This window comes from Marinobacter shunpengi (assembly GCF_045449695.1).
Classification (GTDB): domain Bacteria; phylum Pseudomonadota; class Gammaproteobacteria; order Pseudomonadales; family Oleiphilaceae; genus Marinobacter.
Map to the genome: position 1 here is coordinate 44,813 of NZ_JBJJKZ010000022.1, position 20,308 is coordinate 65,120.

Annotated in this window: 18 protein-coding genes; 16 read left to right on the forward strand and 2 right to left on the reverse strand. The window is 62.2% G+C overall.

Annotated features, from left to right (window positions below; genetic code table 11):
- Window positions 1-164: 164 nt before the first annotated feature.
- Entirely contained in the window at window positions 165-764 is a 600-nt protein-coding gene (locus ACJO2E_RS18725; protein WP_406965874.1) for an FMN-dependent NADH-azoreductase, read from the reverse strand.
- Window positions 765-870: 106 nt separating this feature from the next.
- Between ACJO2E_RS18725 and ACJO2E_RS18730 the strand changes: the two genes are divergently transcribed.
- The 13 genes from ACJO2E_RS18730 to ACJO2E_RS18790 all read left to right on the forward strand — a co-directional run bounded on the left by ACJO2E_RS18730 (window position 871) and on the right by ACJO2E_RS18790 (window position 13,967).
- The gene (locus tag ACJO2E_RS18730) at window positions 871-1,803 is read left to right on the forward strand and encodes a LysR family transcriptional regulator (protein ID WP_406965876.1); all 933 of its coding nucleotides are present in this window, start codon (window positions 871-873) and stop codon (window positions 1,801-1,803) included.
- Window positions 1,804-1,943: 140 nt separating this feature from the next.
- On the forward strand, window positions 1,944-2,423 hold the full coding sequence (locus ACJO2E_RS18735; protein WP_406965877.1) for a GNAT family N-acetyltransferase: 480 nt from the start codon (window positions 1,944-1,946) through the stop codon (window positions 2,421-2,423).
- Window positions 2,424-2,572: 149 nt separating this feature from the next.
- Window positions 2,573-2,971 (forward strand): hypothetical protein, encoded by a 399-nt coding sequence (locus tag ACJO2E_RS18740; protein WP_406965878.1) that lies wholly within the window; start codon window positions 2,573-2,575, stop codon window positions 2,969-2,971.
- A 210-nt stretch (window positions 2,972-3,181) separates the two neighbouring features.
- On the forward strand, window positions 3,182-4,156 hold the full coding sequence (gene cyoA / locus ACJO2E_RS18745) for a ubiquinol oxidase subunit II (protein ID WP_406965879.1): 975 nt from the start codon (window positions 3,182-3,184) through the stop codon (window positions 4,154-4,156).
- The gene (gene cyoB, locus ACJO2E_RS18750) at window positions 4,140-6,149 is read left to right on the forward strand and encodes a cytochrome o ubiquinol oxidase subunit I (RefSeq protein ID WP_406965880.1); all 2,010 of its coding nucleotides are present in this window, start codon (window positions 4,140-4,142) and stop codon (window positions 6,147-6,149) included. The genes cyoA and cyoB overlap by 17 nt, the downstream gene beginning before the upstream one ends.
- Window positions 6,146-6,751, forward strand: coding sequence for a cytochrome o ubiquinol oxidase subunit III (gene cyoC / locus ACJO2E_RS18755; protein ID WP_406965882.1), 606 nt, complete (start codon window positions 6,146-6,148; stop codon window positions 6,749-6,751). Before cyoB ends, cyoC begins: the two co-directional genes overlap by 4 nt.
- Window positions 6,751-7,104, forward strand: coding sequence for a cytochrome o ubiquinol oxidase subunit IV (gene cyoD, locus ACJO2E_RS18760; protein ID WP_406965884.1), 354 nt, complete (start codon window positions 6,751-6,753; stop codon window positions 7,102-7,104). Before cyoC ends, cyoD begins: the two co-directional genes overlap by 1 nt.
- A gap of 14 nt (window positions 7,105-7,118) precedes the next feature.
- The gene (gene cyoE / locus ACJO2E_RS18765) at window positions 7,119-8,003 is read left to right on the forward strand and encodes a heme o synthase (RefSeq protein WP_406965885.1); all 885 of its coding nucleotides are present in this window, start codon (window positions 7,119-7,121) and stop codon (window positions 8,001-8,003) included.
- A gap of 64 nt (window positions 8,004-8,067) precedes the next feature.
- Window positions 8,068-8,487, forward strand: coding sequence for a hypothetical protein (locus ACJO2E_RS18770; RefSeq protein ID WP_406965887.1), 420 nt, complete (start codon window positions 8,068-8,070; stop codon window positions 8,485-8,487).
- A 30-nt stretch (window positions 8,488-8,517) separates the two neighbouring features.
- Window positions 8,518-9,918: a glycoside hydrolase family 3 N-terminal domain-containing protein gene (locus tag ACJO2E_RS18775; protein ID WP_406965888.1), complete on the forward strand. Its 1,401-nt coding sequence runs from the start codon at window positions 8,518-8,520 to the stop codon at window positions 9,916-9,918.
- Between the two features lie 152 nt (window positions 9,919-10,070).
- On the forward strand, window positions 10,071-11,771 hold the full coding sequence (locus tag ACJO2E_RS18780; protein WP_406965890.1) for an Hsp70 family protein: 1,701 nt from the start codon (window positions 10,071-10,073) through the stop codon (window positions 11,769-11,771).
- Complete coding sequence (locus ACJO2E_RS18785; protein ID WP_406965892.1) at window positions 11,768-13,060, forward strand: DnaJ domain-containing protein; 1,293 nt, start codon at window positions 11,768-11,770, stop codon at window positions 13,058-13,060. Before ACJO2E_RS18780 ends, ACJO2E_RS18785 begins: the two co-directional genes overlap by 4 nt.
- A gap of 28 nt (window positions 13,061-13,088) precedes the next feature.
- Window positions 13,089-13,967: a DUF1853 family protein gene (locus ACJO2E_RS18790; protein ID WP_406965894.1), complete on the forward strand. Its 879-nt coding sequence runs from the start codon at window positions 13,089-13,091 to the stop codon at window positions 13,965-13,967.
- A gap of 42 nt (window positions 13,968-14,009) precedes the next feature.
- Here ACJO2E_RS18790 and ACJO2E_RS18795 read toward each other — a convergent pair whose 3' ends face one another.
- Window positions 14,010-15,887, reverse strand: a complete 1,878-nt coding sequence (locus tag ACJO2E_RS18795; RefSeq protein ID WP_406965895.1) for an MFS transporter — start codon at window positions 15,885-15,887, stop codon at window positions 14,010-14,012.
- A gap of 275 nt (window positions 15,888-16,162) precedes the next feature.
- On the opposite strand from ACJO2E_RS18795, the gene ggpS reads away from it, so the two are divergent.
- From ggpS to ACJO2E_RS18810, 3 genes are all read left to right on the forward strand, one after another.
- On the forward strand, window positions 16,163-18,445 hold the full coding sequence (gene ggpS, locus ACJO2E_RS18800; RefSeq protein WP_406965896.1) for a glucosylglycerol-phosphate synthase: 2,283 nt from the start codon (window positions 16,163-16,165) through the stop codon (window positions 18,443-18,445).
- A gap of 34 nt (window positions 18,446-18,479) precedes the next feature.
- Window positions 18,480-19,925 carry a sucrose phosphorylase gene (gtfA, locus tag ACJO2E_RS18805; protein WP_406965897.1) on the forward strand — a complete coding sequence of 482 codons (1,446 nt, stop codon included), beginning with the start codon at window positions 18,480-18,482 and terminating at the stop codon, window positions 19,923-19,925.
- A 61-nt stretch (window positions 19,926-19,986) separates the two neighbouring features.
- Entirely contained in the window at window positions 19,987-20,238 is a 252-nt protein-coding gene (locus ACJO2E_RS18810; protein ID WP_406965898.1) for a hypothetical protein, read from the forward strand.
- Window positions 20,239-20,308: the final 70 nt, after the last annotated feature.

The following is a 20,308-nucleotide window of genomic DNA, read 5'->3' on the forward strand; positions in this document are numbered from 1 at the left end:
CTCTCCGCTACGGTTCCCGCTGGCCGGATCGTTCATACTGCGCCGGTACTCGTGGATACGATGCCTTTGGGCCGCATCCCCGGGTACCGGGGCAGCATGTACGGGCTGCCTGATGACAGAGGCCAGGGGACACTCCCAAGCCGCCACTCCGGCAGACGTCTGATCTATGCACTCAGCAACTGGCCGATGCGCTCCCCCGCTGTAGCCAGGCTTTCCGCTTTGTGGCTCTCGTTCAACGCCAGGCCCTCGGCGTGGATGAACTCCACATCCGTGATGCCAATGAATCCGAGTATCTGGCGCAGGAAGCTGGTCTGGGAGTGATCCTCTCCGTAAACCCCGCCACGGCTGATGAAGACGTAGGCTTTCTTACCCTTCAGCAACCCCTCCGGTCCATTTTCCGTGTAGCGGAAGGTAATGCCGGCCCGGGCAATATGGTCGAAGTAGGACTGCAGCATGGTGGGCACGTTGAAGTTGTACATCGGCACGCCCAGCACGATGACATCGGCATTCTTCACTTCTTCAATCAGGGCGTCCGAGTAGTCGGCCACCTGCTGTTGTGCCTCGGTCCGTTCGTCCGGTGCGGTGGTGAAGGCCTGGAAACGGTCCAGGCTCAGGTGCGGTACCGGTTCTTCGGCGAGGTCGCGGCTGACGATGTTCCCTTCCGGGTGCTGCGCCAGCCACTCTTCGGCAAAGCGTGTGGCCAGGGCGGATGATTGTCCGTGGCTGTTGAACAGGCTGCTCTGGATCTTCAATAAGGTGCTCATGTGGTTATCCCCCGATAGGATGATGATTGATGGTCATCATTTAAGCATTGACTGTTTCGATGCAAAAGCGTAAATATTTGCCTTAAACCATCGAATAATTTGATATATGGATAACAAGCAGACCGCTATCCCCCATATCAGCCTGGAGCAATGGCGAAGCCTGGTCGCGGTGGTGGACGAGGGAGGCTATGCCCGGGCCGCTGAGGCGCTGCACAAGAGTCAGTCGTCCATTACCTACGCGGTACAGAGGCTGGAGCATGTGCTGGAGGTGAAAGTGTTTACCATCCAGGGGCGCAGGGCGGTGCTGACCCCGGTGGGGCAGATGCTGTACCAGCGGGCCTGCCAGTTGCTGGAGGATTCCCTGGCTATGGAGCGGGCCGCGGGCAGGGCCTCCGCCGGCTGGGAAAGTGAGATAGCGATTGCCGTGGAGGTGCTGTTCCCCACCTGGCTATTGCTTGGATGTCTGGATGTTTTCGGTGAGGTCAGTCCCCAGACCCGGATCAACCTGTACGAAACCGTGCTCGATGGTGGCACGGAGTTGCTGCAGCAGGGCAAGGTTGACCTGGCCATCCTGCCCAAGGCCCCACCCGGCTATCACGGTGAGGTGCTGCAACCGGGGGCAAGGATTATCCCGGTCGCGCATCCGGATCATCCGCTGCACCAGGTTGAGGGTGAACTGTCCCTGCGTGACCTGCGCAAGCACCGGCACATTGTTGTGCGCGACACGTCGGCCAGGCGCGATGACAGAACCCGTACGGTGGATGTGGCCCGGCGGTGGACGGTCACCAATATGGCGACGTTAATTGGTGCGGTATCCCGGGGGTACGGTTTCGCCTGGATGGCGGCGGACAAGATCCGCCACGAACTGGAGGCGGGGGTTCTGAAACCGCTGCCATTATCGGGTGGTGAGCGTCTTGCCGACCTGTATCTGGTCTTTGCCGACGCAGAGGCTGTTGGCCCGGGTGTCAGGCGTCTGGCGGAGATCCTGCGGGATAAGGTGAAACCGGTTTGTCCTTCCAGACCGAGCCTGCCATCCTGAAGCGGTTGCTGGAAATCCGGCGATCCGTTCACCGCGGATATGTTGGAAGAGTTTGAGGGGAGCAGCGGTCGGGAACCGGCGGATGACGTCAGTGCCGACCTGTTCATCTTCCCTGTACCTTATCCCGATAGGCCTGACAAATGAGAGCCGAGACCCCGATGACCAACTACCAGACCGGATTTGTAACTGAAGCCGACAAACCCCAATGGCGGACCCTGTTCAATGGCTACGCGGACTTCTACGGCGTGCCCATGGACGACACCATCGCAGACACCGTCTGGAACTGGCTGCTGGACCCGAACCATGTGCTGGAAGGCATCGTTGTGCGGGATGAGAGCGAAGTGGTGGTGGGCCTGGCCCATATGCGGGCCTGTCCACGGCCACTGGGTGGCTGTGAGATGGGGTTCCTGGACGATATGTTCGTGGCGCCGGAAGCCCGTGGCACGGGTGCGGCGGATGCGTTGTTCGAGGCGCTGCGCGACCTGGCCACCGAGCGCGGATGGCCGGCGGTGCGCTGGATCACCCAGCATTTCAATGAGCGGGGCAGGGCCTTCTACGACCGCTACACGAATGGCCCCAGCGACTTCATCATGTACCAGTGGAAGCTGCCCAATCCATAACGGCCATTCGGGCATTACCTACCCGCAGGTTTTGTGCGCCCTGACCATCTTTGGTAGTATCGCTACCTACCAGATCGGAACGTAATGTTTTTGTGTTCCCCTCTCTTACCTGCAGCCCTTTCTGCGTCAGTCATCTGCCGGATGAGTTTGTGAAAGTGATCAGTCTGTCAGCACCCATCAATGAGAACGCTGCCGTGGCTTCCCTCCGGGAACCTCGTACCGGTGTGACGTTGCTGTTGGCGATGCTGATGACTGGCCTGGCCGGTACGCTGGTCCACTTCGGTCTGGCCTATGACACGGCTGAGCTGATCCCGTTGCTGGAAAACGCCATCACCCTGGAGTTGCTTGCCAGCGTGGGCCTGGCCGGGTTGGTTGTTTCCCCGTTGCTGGTATACCGGCACCTCCTGTTACTGCTCCACTTTGTTAACTCCCTGCGCCATGCCTTCCTGCGGCAGTTGCGTCAGTGGTTGCCGGCCACGCCGGCGCCGCGTGTTGTTCCCCGTGCAGCCCATGGTTGCCGGGCGCCTCCCACCGTGGGCCGTGCGTAAGATTCGCTAACGGTTCGCGGTGCCAGTACTCCCATGTCCTCTGTGAGCAGCGCCTGACATAGCGCCGCTATCCGGGTGCCTGTCTCCCGGAGTTGCAGTCACTGGCTATCCTCCCGCCCCCGTAGCTTGCCCACGGCCTATCCCCGGTGTTCGTCCTGCCTCGTTTGCGGGCAGATGTTGTCACTTTCCGTGTTTAGGGGATCAATCCTCGTGTCAGTTCGTAGCCTCAGAAAAGCTGCGCTGGCGGCTGCCGTGTTCTCACTGGCGGGCTGTCAGGGTGGTGTGCTCGACCCCAAGGGTCAGGTGGGTGTCGATGAGAAGACCCTGATCATCGTCTCGACCCTGCTGATGTTGCTGGTGGTCATTCCGGTGATCGTCATGACCCTGTACTTCGCCTGGAAGTATCGCGAAGGGCGTGACCATGAAATCTATGCCCCCAAATGGGCCCACTCGGGCCGCATCGAAACCATTGTCTGGCTGGTGCCGGTGGCGATCATCGTGATCCTGGGGGGCATAACCTGGTATTCCACCCACGCGCTGGACCCCTATAAACCCCTGGATCATGAGCGTGAGCCGCTGACCGTGCAGGTGGTGTCCCTCAACTGGAAGTGGCTGTTCATCTATCCGGAACAGGGCGTGGCGTCGGTGAATGAGCTGGTGTTCCCGGTGGATGTGCCGGTGCAGTTCAGGATCACTTCCGAATCCACCATGAACTCCTTCTTCATCCCTCAACTGGGCAGCCAGATTTATTCCATGGCGGGCATGGAGACCCGGCTTCACCTGATCGCCAATGAGCCCGGCACTTACCACGGCATTTCGGCCAACTACAGCGGTGAGGGCTTCTCCGATATGCATTTCGATGCCATCGCCACCAGCGATGCGGCGTTCGAGCAGTGGGTAACGTCCGTCAGGCACGACAATCCGACCCTGACCCCGGAGCGTTACGCCACCCTGGCCGAGCCCAGCGAAGACCACCCGGTGGAGCACTTTGGCAGCGTCAGCGACGGCCTGTTCCACCAGATCATCGACCGGTACATGCAGAACTACAACGACTGGAACGAGGGGCCCCAACACCACGGATCCGCTGAGCGTTCATCCCCCGTCCACCCATCCGCTGAACAGGCATCCGCTCTGTCCGGTTCGGCCACACCAGAGGAGGCCCAGGACCATGTCGCTACTCGGTAATCTGTCGCTGGATGCGATTCCCTTTCATGAGCCCATTATCATGGGCACCCTGGCGGTGGTCGGCGTGGCCGGCATCGCCCTGGTTATTGCCCTCACGGTGTATAAGAAGTGGGGCGTGCTCTGGCACGACTGGCTGACGTCCGTGGACCACAAGCGCATTGGCGTGATGTATATCGTGCTGGCCCTGATCATGCTGATCCGGGGCTTTTCCGACGCCATCATGATGCGTGCGCAACTGGCCATGGCCACCAGCGGGGCGGAAGGCTACCTGCCACCGGAACACTACGACCAGATCTTCACCGCCCACGGTGTGATCATGATCATGTTCATGGCGATGCCGTTCATGATCGGCCTGATGAACATCGCCCTGCCGCTGCAGATCGGCGCCCGGGATGTGGCTTTCCCGTTCCTCAACAACCTGAGTTTCTGGTTCGCTGCTGGCGGTGCGGTACTGATCAACCTGTCCCTGGGCCTGGGCGAGTTCGCCAAGACCGGCTGGATGGCCTATCCGCCGTTATCGGAGTTGTCGTTCAGTCCCGGAGTAGGGGTGGACTACTACATCTGGGCGTTACAGATATCGGGCATCGGGACGCTGCTGACCGGGGTGAACTTCCTGGTGACGGTGTTCAAAATGCGCGCCCCGGGCATGAAGCTGATGCAGATGCCCATCTTCACCTGGACCTGCACCTGGGCCAATATCCTGATCGTGGCGTCGTTCCCGATCCTGACCGCGGTACTGGGGCTGCTGACCCTGGACCGCTACCTGGATTTCCACTTCTTCACCAACGACGCCGGCGGCAACGCCATGATGTACATCAACCTGTTCTGGGCCTGGGGCCATCCCGAGGTGTACATCCTGATCCTGCCGGCCTTCGGCATTTTCTCCGAGGTGATCTCCACCTTCACCGGCAAGCGCCTGTTCGGCTACAAGTCCATGGTCTGGGCCAGTGGCGCCATTTCCATCCTGGGCTTTATTGTCTGGCTGCACCACTTCTTCACCATGGGCTCCAGCGCCAATGTGAACGCCTTCTTCGGCATCATGACCATGATCATTGCCGTGCCCACCGGGGTGAAGCTGTTCAACTGGCTGTTCACCATGTATCGCGGCCGGCTGCGCCTGGCGGTGCCGGTGCTGTGGACCCTGGGCTTTATGGTGACCTTCACCATCGGGGGCATGACCGGCGTGCTGCTGGCGGTGCCGGGGGCGGACTATGTGCTGCATAACAGCCTGTTCCTGATCGCCCACTTCCACAACACCATTATCGGTGGTGCCGTGTTCGGCTACCTGGCCGGGTTTGCCTACTGGTTCCCGAAGGCCATGGGCTTCCACCTGAATGAGCGCCTGGGCAGGGCCTCCTTCTGGTGCTGGCAGGTGGGCTTCTACGTCGCCTTTATGCCGCTATACGTGCTCGGCTTCCTGGGCATGACCCGTCGCCTCAACCACACCAACAACCCGGACTGGAACCTCTGGCTGACCATCGCCTGTGTCGGCGCGGTGATCATCCTGGTGGGCATCGTGCTGCAGTTCGTCCAGCTTTACGTCTCATTCCGTCAGCGTGAGCAGAACCAGGACACCACCGGTGATCCCTGGAACGGCCACACCCTGGAATGGGCCACGGCCTCGCCGCCCCAGTTCTACAACTTTGCGGAACTGCCCCAGGTGCGGGATATCGATGCCTTCACCGATATGAAGGAGCAGGGCACCGCCTACCAGCGCCCGGCCCGGTACGCACCGATCCATATGCCGAAGAACACCCCCTACGGCATCCTGATTGCCGGCGCCACCACCGTTTTCGGCTTTGCCGCGGTGTGGCACATCGGCTGGCTGGCCGCCATGGGGCTGGTGGCCGCGGTCGGGTTTTACCTGATGCGGGTCTATGACAACGATGTGGATTACTTCGTGCAGCCCGAGGAAATCGAACGTATTGAATCCGCCCACTTGCAACAGCTTGGTGTGGCGTCGGCAGACCGGGCCGGGGAGGTTACGGCATGAACATGATGACCAACGCGGCCCACGTGGCCGACGAGCACCACCACGATACCGGCGAGAGCACGGTGTTCGGTTTCTGGCTCTACCTGATGACCGACTGCCTGCTGTTCGCGTCGGTGTTCGCTACCTACGCGGTGTTGTTCATGAACACCGCCGGTGGCGTGTCCGGTCGGGACATCTTCGAGCTGGACTATGTGGCCATTGAAACGGCGGCACTGCTGCTGAGTAGCATCACCTACGGTTTTGCGATGATCGGCGCCCACCGCCAGAGCCGTCCGGCGACCCTGGGCTGGCTGATGGTGACCTTCGCCCTGGGGGCCGTGTTTATCGGCATGGAGATCAATGAATTCCATCACCTGATTGTCGAGGGCCACGGTCCTTCGCAAAGCGCCTTCCTGTCTTCCTTCTTCGCACTGGTGGGCCTGCATGGGCTGCACGTCACCGCCGGCCTGATCTGGATGGCGGTGATGATGCTGGAGGTGCGCAAGCGGGGCCTCGGCAGCCAGACGGTGACACGGCTGAGCTGCCTGAGCCTGTTCTGGCACTTCCTGGATGTGATCTGGGTCTGTGTGTTTACCGTGGTTTACCTGATGGGAGTCCTGTAATGAGTTCTCATTCCTCTGAGCATTCACCCGCCCATGCCCATGACGCCCACGAAGCCAGTCACGGCTCCGTGAAGTCCTACCTGGTGGGCTTCGTGCTGTCCGTGATCCTCACCGTGATTCCGTTCTGGGCCGTGATGACCGGCGCGTTCGAGAAATCCACGTTGATCCCGCTGGTGGTGATCCTGGCGATTGTCCAGCTCATCGTGCACCTGAAGTACTTCCTGCACCTGGATTTCAGCCCGGCGAGTCGCGCCAGTACCTTCGCCTTCCTGTTCTCGGCGCTGATTATCGTGATGGTGGTGGGGCTGTCGATCTGGATCCTCTACAGTGCCAACGCGATGATGATGTACTGATGATGGCGGCCCCAATGAAACACTACCTCAAGGTGACCAAGCCCGGGATCATCATGGGCAACCTGATCTCCGTGGCGGGCGGCTTTTTCCTGGCGGCCCGTGGCGAGGTCGACTGGCCGGTGTTCCTGGCGACGGTGATTGGTCTGTCGCTGGTGGTGGCCTCCGGTTGCGCGGTCAACAATGGTATCGACAGTGATATCGACGCCCGCATGCAGCGCACCCGTAACCGTGTGACGGTGACCGGGGAACTGTCCGCCCGCGCGGCGATGGTGTTCGGGGCCGTGCTTGGTCTGGTGGGTTTTGCCCTGCTGGCGTTGTTCACCAATGGCATCAGTGTGGCGTTTGCTGCGCTCGGATGGCTTGTTTATGTGGGCCTGTACAGCCTGTGGCTGAAACGTAGCTCTGTCTACGGCACGCTGGTGGGGGCCCTGTCCGGGGCCATGCCGCCGGTGGTGGGCTACTGCGCCGTCACCGGTCGGTGTGATGCTGGCGCCCTGATCCTGCTGGCGATGTTCTGCCTGTGGCAGATGCCCCATTCCTACGCCATTGGCATCTTTCGCTATCGGGATTACGAGGCTGCCGGCATCCCGGTGCTGCCCGTAGCCCAGGGCATTGCCCGCGCCCGGCGGCATATCGTGCTGTACATCGCGGTATTCAGCCTGGTCACGGTATTGCTGCCCCTGGGGGGATACACCGGCGTGGCCTTCATGGCCGTGGCCTGTACCACCAGCTTGTGGTGGCTGGCCATGGCCCTGCGGGGTTACCGGCCGGATATCGAGGTCACCGGCTGGGCGCGGCAGGTCTTCGCCTTTTCCATCGTCACCATTACCGCACTCAGTGTCACCATGGCGCTGGATTTCAATGCGGTAGCGCCAAACCTGCTGGTGCTCAACCCCTGATCCTGTCTGGCTTCCCCGGACGCTTGGGGTAAAATACCCGGCCCCCACACAGGATGGAGTAGACATGTTCAAACCCAGAAAAACAGAAAGCGCCCCCGACTGGCTGGATGACGATGGCATCAAGCTGTACACCATCTCCGCCACCGGACAGCCGGTGGATACCAGCCCCTACTATCCCAGGCTGGCGGAGGTTAAGGTGTCGAAGGCCGTGGACTGGCCAGAAACCCCGGCCTTTGCCATCTTCCACGACGGCGCGGGCATGAAATACCTGGTGCTATGCTGGTGGGGCAATGACAACGAACTGTTTACCTCGGTATCGGTGCACACTGGTGAGGAATGGGTAGAGGACCCCTCACGCTTCTCCTTCTGCCTGTGGGACCTGGAAGTCATCTGGTACGAACGCAATGCCTTTGTGGAGACCCTTTACAGTGGCGCTCCCGATATCCGGCAGTACCAGGCGTCCCGCCTGATCCAGGAGAGCTGAGCCCGGAACAGCCCTACATGGAGGTGGCGATTGAAAACCCTTGGCATCTACGTGGCCACAACCGCCTTGTTATTGCTGGCGCTGGCCCTTGGCTATTTTGCCATGGACTGGCGCTCGCCGGACTTTGCGGGGTATCGCAGGGTCGCACTGGTGGTTGCCGTCGCGGTGGCCCTGCTGATTGTCCTGGCCGCCGTGGTGGCCTTCCTCCGTGGCCGGACTGGCCGGTGGCATCGCGGGGCGTCCGGTCTGGCATTGCTGGCGGGCGTGATTGCAGCGGCGGCCCTGGGGCAGGTTATTGTCATGGAAGGTCGCTTCCAGTGGATGAGGTATACGGTGCTCAACAGCGATCCGGCGACGCTGGAAGCGCTGGGGCAGCACTTCATCGTCGGTTACCGAAACCGTGAGGAAGTCAGCGTCCTTGGCCAGCGCAAGGCAGTCGCCGGGTTCTTTATCACCCATCATAACGTTGGGGGCATGGACGAGTCGGCCATCCGCCAGGAGATCCACTGGCTGCGCTCCACACTTCCCGCCCAGGATGCCCACCCGATGTGGATTGCCACGGACCAGGAGGGCGGGGGCGTATCCCGGCTGTCCCCACCACTGCCACGACAGCCCGCCCTGGGGCGCGTGCTGGAGGAGCAGGCACCTGGTTCCACGATTGAATCGGCCAGCCTGGCCTATGGCCGACGCCAGGGCGAAGGGCTGGCCTCCCTCGGCGTGAATCTCAACCTGTCGCCGGTGGTGGATATCGACCATCAGGTGGATAACCCGGCGGACCGGTTCACCCGCATCTCCACCCGGGCCCTGTCCGACGATCCGGCGGTGGTGACCGAGGCGGCAGGCGCCTATTGCCAGGGGCTGGCGGCATTCGGGGTGCAATGTACCCTGAAGCATTTCCCGGGCATCGGCCGGGTGTTCCACGACACCCATGTGGAGCGTGCGGTGCTGTCGGAATCCCCGGACCAGCTTCGGGAGAGCGACTGGCTGCCCTTCCGCCGGCTAGCAGGTTCCGGGCCCCCGCCCTGGATCATGCTCAGCCACGTCATCCTGGCCCAGGTGGATCCGGACCGGCCGGTGTCCACATCCACCCCGGTGGTGCAGGGGTTGCTGCGTGACCAGTGGAGCTTCCAGGGCGTATTGATCACCGATGACTTCTGCATGCGGGCCATCCATGACGCCCCGGGCGGGGTTGGCCAGGCCACCGTGGATGCCCTGAACGCCGGGGTGGACATCATCCTGATCAGCTTCGACCCGGACCAGTACTACCTGGCGATGTATGCGCTGTTGCAGGCGGACCGGGAAGGGAAACTGGACTGGGATGTGTTGCGGCGGTCGAAACAACGTCTCATGTCGTCCGGATCGCTGGAAGGGCAGGAGGGACAGTCCGTTTTTCCACCGGTCACGCCGGAGGCGATCCCGTCCAGTCGATAGAGCCGGTTATACCCTGACCCCGTGTTAGTCCGCCATCCTCCCCGCATTGTGATTTCGCCCCGTTTTTCCTTTTGCCCGGGTTGGGTATACTCGAATTCCACCGTAAAAGGGACTTCCCCAGTGGTTCCCACACTAAGGAAAGGCGCGGGCACATGGCAGTAGTAGGCATTGATCTCGGCACCACCAACAGTCTGGTGAGTGTCTGGCAGGATGGCGAGAGCCGCATCATTCCCAACTCTCTCGGCGAGTTACTCACCCCCTCCGTGGTCAGCGTGGATGACCGGGGCATGGTCCTGGTGGGCCGGGCCGCCAAGGACCGGCTGGTGTCCCACCCGGAGCAGACCGCCTCCCAGTTCAAGCGCCTGATGGGCAGTAACGAGAAGGTCACCCTGGGTAACCGTACCTTCTCCCCGGAGGAACTCTCCGCCCTGGTGCTCAAGCAACTGAAGGCCGACGCCGAGAGCGACCTGGGCGAGCCGGTAGAAGAGGCCATCATCAGCGTGCCCGCCTACTTCAACAACAACCAGCGCACCGCCACCCTCCATGCCGCTCAGCTGGCGGGCCTGAACGTGGAGCGGCTGATCAACGAGCCCACGGCTGCGGCGCTGGCCTATGGCGTTCAGGAAGCGGAAGACGAGCGCAATTTCATTGTGGTGGACCTGGGCGGCGGCACCCTGGATGTGTCCATCCTGGAGAAGTTCGACGACCTGCTGGAGGTTCACGCCACCAGTGGCGACAGCTTTCTGGGCGGCGAGGACTTCACCTTTGCCATGGTGGGTGCGGTCTGCGGCAAGCTGTCCATGGACCGCCAGGCCCTGAGCCGGGAGGAGCGCGCCCACCTGTATCGCCTGTGCGACCAGGCTAAAAAAGCGCTGGCGGACGAACCGGTGGTGGAGATCGCTGCCAAGCTGGGTGGCGGGGAGCACCGGGTCAGCTTCAGCCGGGAAGACTTCAGCCACTGCTGCGCTGACCTGCTGGAGCGTATCCGCGGCCCGCTGGAGCGCTCCGTGAAGGACTCGGGTATGGGCCGGGGGGACTTCGACGACGTCATCCTGGTAGGCGGCGCCTCGCGGATGCCACTGGTGAAGAACTTTGTCGGCCGTCTGTTCGGTCGCATTCCCTCCGCCACCATTGATCCGGACCTGGTGGTGGCCATGGGTGCGGCGGTCCAGGCGGCCCTCAAAAAGCGTAACCAGGCCCTGCGGGACACGGTGCTCACCGATGTCTGTCCCTTTTCCCTGGGCATCGAGACCGCCCACAAGATGGAACAGGGCCACAGGACCGGCTTCTTCTCGGTTCTGATTCCCCGCAACACAGTGATCCCCGCCAGCCGGGTGGACCGTTTCTTCACCATCGACGATAACCAGACCGACCTGCGGGTGGTGGTATACCAGGGTGAGCAGCGGCTGGTGAAGAACAATATCCGCATTGGCGAGCTCAGTGTGAAAGTGCCAAAAGCCAGGGCCGGTGAGGAATCGGTGGATATCCGCTTCACCTACGACATCAACGGCATCCTGGAGGTGCAGGTGGATGTGGTGAGTACCGGCGTCCGGGAAACCCTGGTGATCCAGAACACCACCAACAACCTGGATGACGCCGAACTGGCCAGCCTGCTGAAGAACATGGAAAAGCTCAAGTTCCATCCCCGGGAGGACAGCGCAAACATCGCCGTGATGAACGAGGCGGAGCGCATGTGGTCCGAGGCCCTGGGCGAGGAGCGGGACTACATCGAACAGATTATCCGCTACCTGGAGGACGCCCTGGACTCCCAGGATCCACAGCGGGCGGAGGAAGCCCGGGGCATGGTCTCCGACAAACTGGAGGAGCTGAAAGCCCGGCGGGGGCGGTGGTGAATCCCTGGCAGGTACTGGGGGTTGAACCCGGCAGCGACCGCAGGACCATCAAGCGGGCCTATACACGCCTGGTTAAGGAGGTGCACCCGGAGGACCATCCGGATGAGTTCATGGAACTGCGCCAGGCTTACGAGTGGGCGCTGAAAACGCTGGATGCGCCCGCAAGGCCCATGGCATTCACGGTGGAGCCGGAGAACACCGGGTTCGAACCGCCGGAGCCCTCTGACTGGGACAGCCAGGGGAGCGCTTCGTCGGCCGATACCCGGCAGGCTTCCCCTGTTATCGAGGACACCTGGTCCGTGACCCTGCCGGAAGCGGAATCACCGGTTGTTCCCATCACCGATACCTGGTCAGATCCGGAGCCGGATGGCGCCGACCGCCAAAGCGCCGATGCCTGGAACGAGCCACCCCCTCGGCTGGTGGAGGATGAGGTCCAGGACCGGCAGGAAACACTGAACCGGCTGGTATCCGCCATGGCCCGGCTGCTGGATGACCCGGACCACCGCAATGACCTGGCCCGCTGGGAACCCCTGCTGATGGCGCCGGAGCTGAACGACTTCCAGTCAAGCTCGGCGGTGAGCAGCTGGCTGCTGCCCCAGGTAATCCGGGTACTGCAGTCGGGGCAGGTTGAATGTCCATTCGAGCCGGGGGTGCTGATTCGTTTTGATGACCGTTTCCAGTGGAGTTCCGATCACAGTGGGACCATGCCGGTTATCGAGGATCAGATGTTGCGGCTGTGTCTGCTCATTGAAGCCGCACGGGCGTTGGGCGGGCGGTCCCGTGCCCGGCTGGGTTGGGCGTGGCTGGCAGAAACCCTGTTTGGCGTATCGGGTCGCCTGTCCCGTATTGAGTGCCTGTTGGGGTATGGCGTTGCCCTGGGAGTCCTTGGTCTGCTAACCGCCCTGTCCATAACAACCGCCATGCCCGATCACAGTGGCCTGGCTGCTGTGGCGGTGATGCTGTTGATGCTCTATAGCACGATCAGCCTGGCCATCAAGCGTGTCAGGGACGCCGGTATCAACCTGGCGCTGGCGTTTGTGGTGGGGGCGATCCTTCCCGGCTCTTGGCTGGTTTTCCTGCTGGCGGCGCCGAAGCACAATGACAAGGTGCCTGATCCGCGTCTGAAGTACTCGCAGGTTTTCGATCGGACCTATCGGGAACACTATGTGGCCGAGGGGAAACGCTCCCTGCCGGCCCGGCTGCGGGAGCGGTTGTCCGGCATTCACCCCGGTATCTATCTGACCCTCGCCGGGCTTTGGGCCGCCACGGCGGTGCTGTTATCGTTGTAAGCCGTGATCCACATGTTGGGGGAACCCCATGAGTGAGCCCTGGCGCCCCGCCAACCACCTAGCCTGGCTGTGCCAGGCCCCGCAGTTGCTGGACAGTCCGGAGACCTTTCCCCTGCGTGACCACCTGCCGGACGACTGGCCTTCCAGGCTGGCGGGCTGGGCCACCGACCCTGAGAACCGCCCGGCATCCCTCACGGAACCCGCCCATCCGCGCCTGGGATACTACTTCGAACGGCTCTATGAATGCATGCTGACGGAACTGCTGGGCTGGCCCCTGCTGGCGAAGAACCTGCAGGTGCGGGACGCCGCCGGCCGCACCCTGGGCGAGCTGGACTTCGTGGTACAGAATCCCCACACCGGGGCGGTGGAACACCATGAGATTGCGGTGAAGTTCTACCTGGGCTATCCGGAGCCGGGGCAGGACACCCGCTGGTTCGGGCCCAACAGTCGCGACCGGCTGGACCTCAAGGTCGGGCGACTGCTGGAGCACCAGAGCCGCCTGGGCACGTTGCCTGAGGCGAGGGCGCTGCTGGCGGACCTGGGTGTGGACGAGCCGGTGATGCCCCGGGTGTTCATCCCCGGTTACCTGTTCTACCCGACCGGGGATGTGGTCAGCCTGCCGGACTTCGTGCCCGGGAATCACCTGCGGGGCCACTGGCTCTACCATGGGGATACCCGCACGCTGGACACCCGCCACTGGGTGCCCCTGCACAAGCCCCACTGGCTGGGCCTCTGGTGGCAGCAGGAGCCCCCCGATGCGGGGCTGTCATCAACGGCGCTGGCCAGTGTGGAGGAGTACCGTCGCCCGCGCCTGTTCGCGGCTCTGGAGCAGGCCCCGGATACCGGTTTCTGGCATGAGACGGCGCGAACCTTCGTGGTGCCATCCAGCTGGCCGGGGCAGGGTTAGGAATCTACGCGCTTTCTACCGCACAGCCTGCTGGGCCAGGCGTCAGCGGGCATCACCCCTCAGGTATCGTACTTTTTCCTCCAACACGGGAGCGGAGGCCTGTTCCGGGGCCACCGGCTCACCGGCCCGCAAGTGGATCTTCGACCAGAAACGCTTCGGCAGGTGACGGAATGCCGGTCCGCCACAGTTGCTGAAGAAACTGCCCCACAGGCCCTGTAACGCCATGGGCACGACCGGTACCGGGCGCCGCTCGAGGATGATATCCACACCGGGTCTGAACGTGTCGATCTCGCCATCCCGGGTCAACCGGCCTTCCGGGAAGATACACACCACATTGCCGGCGGCCAGTTCCTCGTCGATTCGGTCGAAGGCGGCGTCGTAGATCTCGGGTACCCTGGTTTTCGGGCCGATGGGAATGGTCTTGGCCAGTTTGAAGAAGCCGCCGATCACCGGGGTGGAGAAGATCTGGTGGTCCATGACGAAGCGGACCGGGCGGCGCACGGCACCGGCAATCACCAGGGCATCCATGTAGGAAACGTGGTTGCACACCAGCAATACCGGGCCTTCCTCCGGTATGCGATCCAGGTCGTGGTGCTTCACCCGGTAGAGGGTGTGTGACAACACCCAGATCACGAAGCGCAGGGCGAATTCCGGTACCTGTTGGTACACGAACGCTGCTACCACCAGGTTCATGATGGCCAGCACCAGGAAGAACTCGGGAATGGAGATGCCGATTACCACCAGCATCAGGATGCCCATCAGGGCACTGACCACCATGAACAGGGCATTGAACACGTTCAGTGCCGCAATCACCCGGGCTCGCTTGTCCGGTACGGTCTGCTGCTGCACGAAGGCATAGAGCGGCACGATAAACAGGCCGCCGAAAAAGCCGATGGCCAGCAGGTCGATGGCCACCTGGCGGTAGTAACCGTCGGTGAGGATCATCCACCAGTCCGACGGAATCGGCTGGTCCGGCATGTTCATGTACAGGTCGATGCCGAACAGGCTGATACCCAAGGAGCCGATGGGCACGATGCCCAGTTCCACCCGGTGGCCGGACAGCCGCTCACAGGCCATGGAGCCGGCGGCAATGCCCACGGTGAAGATCGCCAGCAGCAGGGTAACCACGGTCTCGTCGCCCATCAGGTGGGTCTGGGCAAACTTGGGGAACTGGGCCAGGTAGGCCGCCCCCAGAAACCAGAACCATGAGATCGCCATCACGCTCAGCAGGACATTGTGGTTCTCCCTGGCAATGGCCATCAGGCGCCAGGTTTCCCGCAGTGGATGCAGGCTGACCTTCAGGTCCGGAGCGGCAGGGGGCGCCTTGGGAATCATCAGGGCGGATGCCAGCCCGACCACGGCCAGCAGGCCCAGCCCAATGGCCACCAGTTGCTGGCCGGATTCCAACTTGGTCAGCACACCGGCCAGCAGGGTACCCAGCAGGATGGCGATAAAGGTGCCCATCTCCACCAGCGCGTTACCGCCCACCAGTTCCTTGTCCCGCAGCACCTGGGGCAGGATGGCGTACTTCACCGGCCCGAAGAAGGCCGACTGCACCCCGGTGAGGAACAGCAGCAACAGCAGCGCCCCGTACCAGCCGTGCCATACGCCCACGGCGGCCAGCCCCATGATCAGCACCTCCGCCAGCTTGATCCAGCGGATCACCGTGCCTTTCTCATAACGGTCCGCCACCTGGCCGGCAATGCCGGAGAACAGGAAGAAGGGCAGGATAAACAGCAGGCCGGCCAGATTGGAGAGCATGTCCAGGGACATGCCAAGCACGCTGGTGGCACTGAAGGTGACCAGTAGCAACAGTGCCTGCTTGAACAGGTTGTCGTTCAGGGCACCGGCGAACTGGGTGAGGAAAAAGGGCAGGAACCGTCGCTCGGACAGCAGGCGAAACTGGCTCTGGTCTTCCATCGACTACATCTCCTTGAATGGGGCTGGCCATCAGGCGAATCCGTCACTATATAGCCTGCTTCAACCGGGTCAAGGAACGGGCACACGCACGGATATCGGCTTTGCACCATGCTGGTGCGGAATCAGTGCGCTCTCCGGTCGTGGACCACAGATAACGCAGGATGTCCTGGCCTAGTCTCTGAAAAGCCGGTGAAAAATTGGTCACCGGCACAGAACCTGCACTTGTCCAGGTAAGGACACACCATGCAACCGAGGCCCTGAGGCCGGGAGTGACCGTGATACTTGCCACTGATCTGGACGGAACCTTTCTCGCCGGCGATCCGGAAAATCGCCTGAAACTCTACCAGCTTATCTCCACCCACCCTGACCTGACCCTGATCTACGTGACCGGGCGCGGCCTGGAATCGGTGCTACCCCTGCTTTCGGATCCTACACTGCCCCAGCCGGACTACATCATCTGCGACGTGGGCTGCACTGTGGTGGAGGGCGAGACCCAGCAGCCGATCATCGAGATCCAGGCGGAGATCGAGAAACGCTGGCCCGGGGAGCACGTGGTGGAAGACATCATGACGGCCTTCGAGGGGCTGAGCCGGCAGGAGGTGCCCCAGGAACGTCGATGCTCTTTCCTGTGTGAGCCGGACGCGGTGACCGATGAGGTGCGTGCGGCGGTGGAGGAGCTGTCCTGCGATCTGCTCTATTCCGCCGGTCAGTATCTGGACGTGCTGCCGCCGGGGGTGAACAAGGGGCGTACCCTGCGGGACCTGGTGGAACACCTGGGGGCGGACCCGGAGAACGTACTGGTGGCGGGCGATACCCTCAATGACCTGTCCATGTACGAGCAGGGCTTTATCGGCGTATGTGTGGGTGAATCGGAACCCGCCCTGCTGGACGCCACCGAGAGCCGGGCCCGGGTCTACCATGCGACCCTCAGTGGCTGCGGTGGCATCCTGGAGGCCATCGGCCACTTCGGTTTTCTGGGGCCCCGGGGGCTGGCGGCCGAGGCCCGGGATATCCTCAAACCGGGCAAGTCCGACCTGGTGATCGTCTACCACCGCCTGCCCTACGAGGAAGTGGTGGAGAACGGCACCCTGGTGCGTCGCCGTCCGACGTCGCCCAACGGCATCATTCCCACGCTGCTGAGCTTCTTTGCCGACGGCAAGGCCGGCTCCTGGGTGGCCTGGTCGGTCCATGAGCCGTCGCTGGGCGCCTTCGAGACCCACACCGAGGTGGACACCAGTCGCTATGCCCGTTTGCGGGCAGCGCGGGTCCGGCTCAGCAAGGAAGACGTGGATATCTTCTACAAGCAGTTCTCCAAGGAGGCCTTCTGGCCCACGCTGCACACCTTCTGGGAGCGAGCGTCATTCCGGGAGGACCACTGGCAGGTGTTCCTCAAGGTGAACCGCCTGTTTGCCGAGCGCACGGCGGCGGAAGCGGCGGAGAATGCCGTGGTCTGGATCCATGACTATAACCTGTGGATGGTGCCCGCGTTCCTGCGGGAGCTGCGCCCGGACCTGACCATCGCCTTCTTCCACCACACCTACTTCCCTTCGGCCGATGTGTTTAACGTACTGCCCTGGCGCCGGGAGATTGTCGGCAGCCTGCTGCAGTGCGATTACATCGGCTTCCATATCCCCCGCCAGGCGGAGAATTTCGTGGACGTGGCCCGGGGCGTGACGCCCCTGGAAGTGATCGACCGCACCGGCTGTGCGCCACGCTTCCTCACCTATGGCTGCGCCGTGGGGCTGGACGAGATGACCACCACCATTCGCGTCAATGACCGGGAGATAGGCCTGGGCGCGCACCCGGTGGGACTGGATCTGAACCGGGTCGGCCAGGCCCTGGAGCAGCCGAAGGTGCAGCAACGCATGGCGGACCTGCGTAACGAACTGGGGAATATCCGGCTGGTGCTGTCGGTGGAGCGGCTGGACTACACCAAGGGCATCCTGGAAAAGCTGGAAGCCTTTGGCCGGCTACTGGAGGAACATCCGGAACTGGTGGGCAAGGTCACCCTGATGACGGTCTGCGTGCCGGCGGCCCGGGAGATGACCATCTACCGTCAGTTGCAGACGGATATCGAGCAGGCCGTTGGCCGCATTAACGGTCAGTACGCCCGGGTGGGCTGGACGCCGATCCAGTTTTTCTTTCGGGGCTTCCCGTTCGAGGAACTGGTGGCCTGGTACGCCATGGCGGACGTGATGTGGATTACCCCGCTGCGGGACGGACTCAACCTGGTGGCCAAGGAATACGTAGCCACCCAGGGCATGACCGACGGACGCGGAGTGTTGGTGCTGTCGGAGTTCGCCGGAGCGGCGGCGGAACTGCGGGGCGCGTTGCTCACCAACCCCCACGATCCGGTGGAGATGGCCCGCACCTGCTACCTGGCCCTGGCCATGCAGAAGGATGAGGCGAAGGACCGCCTGCAGAAAGGGTTCGAGGTGGTCAGCTACTATGATATCGAGTTGTGGGGCCGTGAGTTCCTGGAAGCGGTGGGAAACGGCCGAAAGCGGCGACTGGCCAGTGAGGGCAAACGCCCCAAACCCCTGACATCCGTGGCCTGAAGGCGTCCACGCAACCGAGTAACCGGGAGTATGAATGAGCCTGCGTAATGCCGTACAACTGATGTGCTACCCCAACCGGATCGGTCGTAACCTGGCGGACCTGGGCACCTTTATCGACCGCCACCTGGAGGGCGCCATCGGCGGCGCCCATATCCTGCCGTTCTACCCGTCAAACGCCGACGGCGGTTTCTCGCCCCTGACCCACACCGAGGTGGACCCGGCCTATGGTGACTGGTCGGATATCGAACGGCTGGCGAAGGATATCGATATTTGCGCGGACCTGACGGTGAACCACATCTCCGACGAGTCACCGGAGTTTCTGGATTTCGTGAAGCACGGCTACGAGTCTGAGTATGCCGACCTGTTCGTCCATGTGCACACCTTCGGGGAGATCAGCGCCGACGACCTGGCCAAGATCCACATCCGCAAGGAGAAGGAGCCTTTCCGGGACGTGACCTTTGCCGATGGCAGCAAAGGCCAGGTGTGGTGCACCTTCACCGAGCGCCAGATCGACCTCAACTACGAGTCCGACAAGACCTACGAGTTGATGGAGCACTACATCCACTTCCTTACCAGCAAGGGCATCAAGCTGCTGCGACTGGATGCCTTTGGCTACACCACCAAGCGCATTGGCACCAGTTGCTTCCTGGTGGAACCGGAGGTGTACCGCATCCTCGAATGGGTGAACGAGACAGCCCAGCACCATGGCGCCGAATGCCTGCCGGAGGTCCACGACCACACCAGCTACCAGTACGCCATCGGCCGGCGCAACATGCACCCCTATGGCTTTGCGCTGCCGCCGCTGATTCTCTACTCCCTGCTGGCGGCCAACAGCGTATACCTGAAGAACTGGCTGCGTATGTGCCCCCGCAACCAGATCACTGTGCTGGATACCCACGACGGCATCTGCATTCCCGATGTGGAGGGCGTGCTGCCGCCCCGGGAGATCCAGGACCTGATTGACAACATTGACGCCCGCAGTGCTGACCCGATCCTGCGACGGTCCGCCGCCAATATCCACAGCGTCGGCTCCATCTACCAGCTTACCTGCACCTTCTATGACGCCCTGATGCAGAATGACGATGCCTATATTGCCGCAAGGGCGATCCAGTTTTTCACGCCAGGGATTCCGCAGGTCTACTATGTGGGGCTGATGGCGGGCTGCAACGACCAGGAACTGATGGAGGCGACCGGCGAGTTGCGGGACATCAACCGGCATTTCTATTCCATGGACGAGGCGGATGAGGCCATGGCGCAGCCGGTGGTGAAACGGCTGCTGACGCTGATGCGTTTCCGCAGCCAGTACCCGGCGTTTGACGGACGTTTCGAACTCAACTATTCCAACCAGTCCAGTGTGGCCATGGCCTGGCGCCACGGTGAGTACTACTGTCACCTGTTTGTGGACCTGAACTTCAACACCACCCGCATCCGCTACCGCGATCCGGACAACGGCTTTGAGGAAACCGCCCTGGAATGCTGAGCTGATAAGCTATGCTAGTCTCAGGTAAGCCATTCAACGGCAAACCCACAGGGAGACAGTCATGTACCTGTCCGTGCAACTCAGCTTCTATCCCTTTACCGACAACCACAAGCCCCCCATCAGGGATGTGATTGATCGCCTCCAGCGCAGCGGTCTGGAGGTCCATGCCAATCGCATCAGCACCCAGGTGTTCGGCGAGTACGACCAGGTCATGCGGGTGCTGTCCGACACCATGAAATGGGCTTTTGAGCAGTATGGTCAGGCGGTGTTTGTGGCCAACTTTGTTAACGGTGACCGTCGACCGGTCAGCTGACCGGGACCATACAGACTGCTCCTCTGGTCACGGGGGCTTCATACCCTTGTCACGGATGCCATGAACACTG

Excerpts from the sequence above, each read along its gene's own strand:
- ACJO2E_RS18770 (WP_406965887.1), top strand. The coding sequence starts at position 8,068 with ATGTTCAAACCCAGAAAAACAGAAAGCGCCCCCGACTGGCTGGATGAC.
- gtfA (WP_406965897.1), top strand. The coding sequence starts at position 18,480 with ATGAGCCTGCGTAATGCCGTACAACTGATGTGCTACCCCAACCGGATC.
- cyoB (WP_406965880.1), top strand. The coding sequence starts at position 4,140 with ATGTCGCTACTCGGTAATCTGTCGCTGGATGCGATTCCCTTTCATGAG.
- ACJO2E_RS18730 (WP_406965876.1), top strand. The coding sequence starts at position 871 with ATGGATAACAAGCAGACCGCTATCCCCCATATCAGCCTGGAGCAATGG.
- ACJO2E_RS18725 (WP_406965874.1), bottom strand. The coding sequence starts at position 764 with ATGAGCACCTTATTGAAGATCCAGAGCAGCCTGTTCAACAGCCACGGA.
- ACJO2E_RS18780 (WP_406965890.1), top strand. The coding sequence starts at position 10,071 with ATGGCAGTAGTAGGCATTGATCTCGGCACCACCAACAGTCTGGTGAGT.
- ACJO2E_RS18810 (WP_406965898.1), top strand. The coding sequence starts at position 19,987 with ATGTACCTGTCCGTGCAACTCAGCTTCTATCCCTTTACCGACAACCAC.
- ACJO2E_RS18795 (WP_406965895.1), bottom strand. The coding sequence starts at position 15,887 with ATGGAAGACCAGAGCCAGTTTCGCCTGCTGTCCGAGCGACGGTTCCTG.
- ACJO2E_RS18790 (WP_406965894.1), top strand. The coding sequence starts at position 13,089 with ATGAGTGAGCCCTGGCGCCCCGCCAACCACCTAGCCTGGCTGTGCCAG.
- cyoE (WP_406965885.1), top strand. The coding sequence starts at position 7,119 with ATGAAACACTACCTCAAGGTGACCAAGCCCGGGATCATCATGGGCAAC.
- cyoC (WP_406965882.1), top strand. The coding sequence starts at position 6,146 with ATGAACATGATGACCAACGCGGCCCACGTGGCCGACGAGCACCACCAC.
- cyoD (WP_406965884.1), top strand. The coding sequence starts at position 6,751 with ATGAGTTCTCATTCCTCTGAGCATTCACCCGCCCATGCCCATGACGCC.
- ACJO2E_RS18735 (WP_406965877.1), top strand. The coding sequence starts at position 1,944 with ATGAGAGCCGAGACCCCGATGACCAACTACCAGACCGGATTTGTAACT.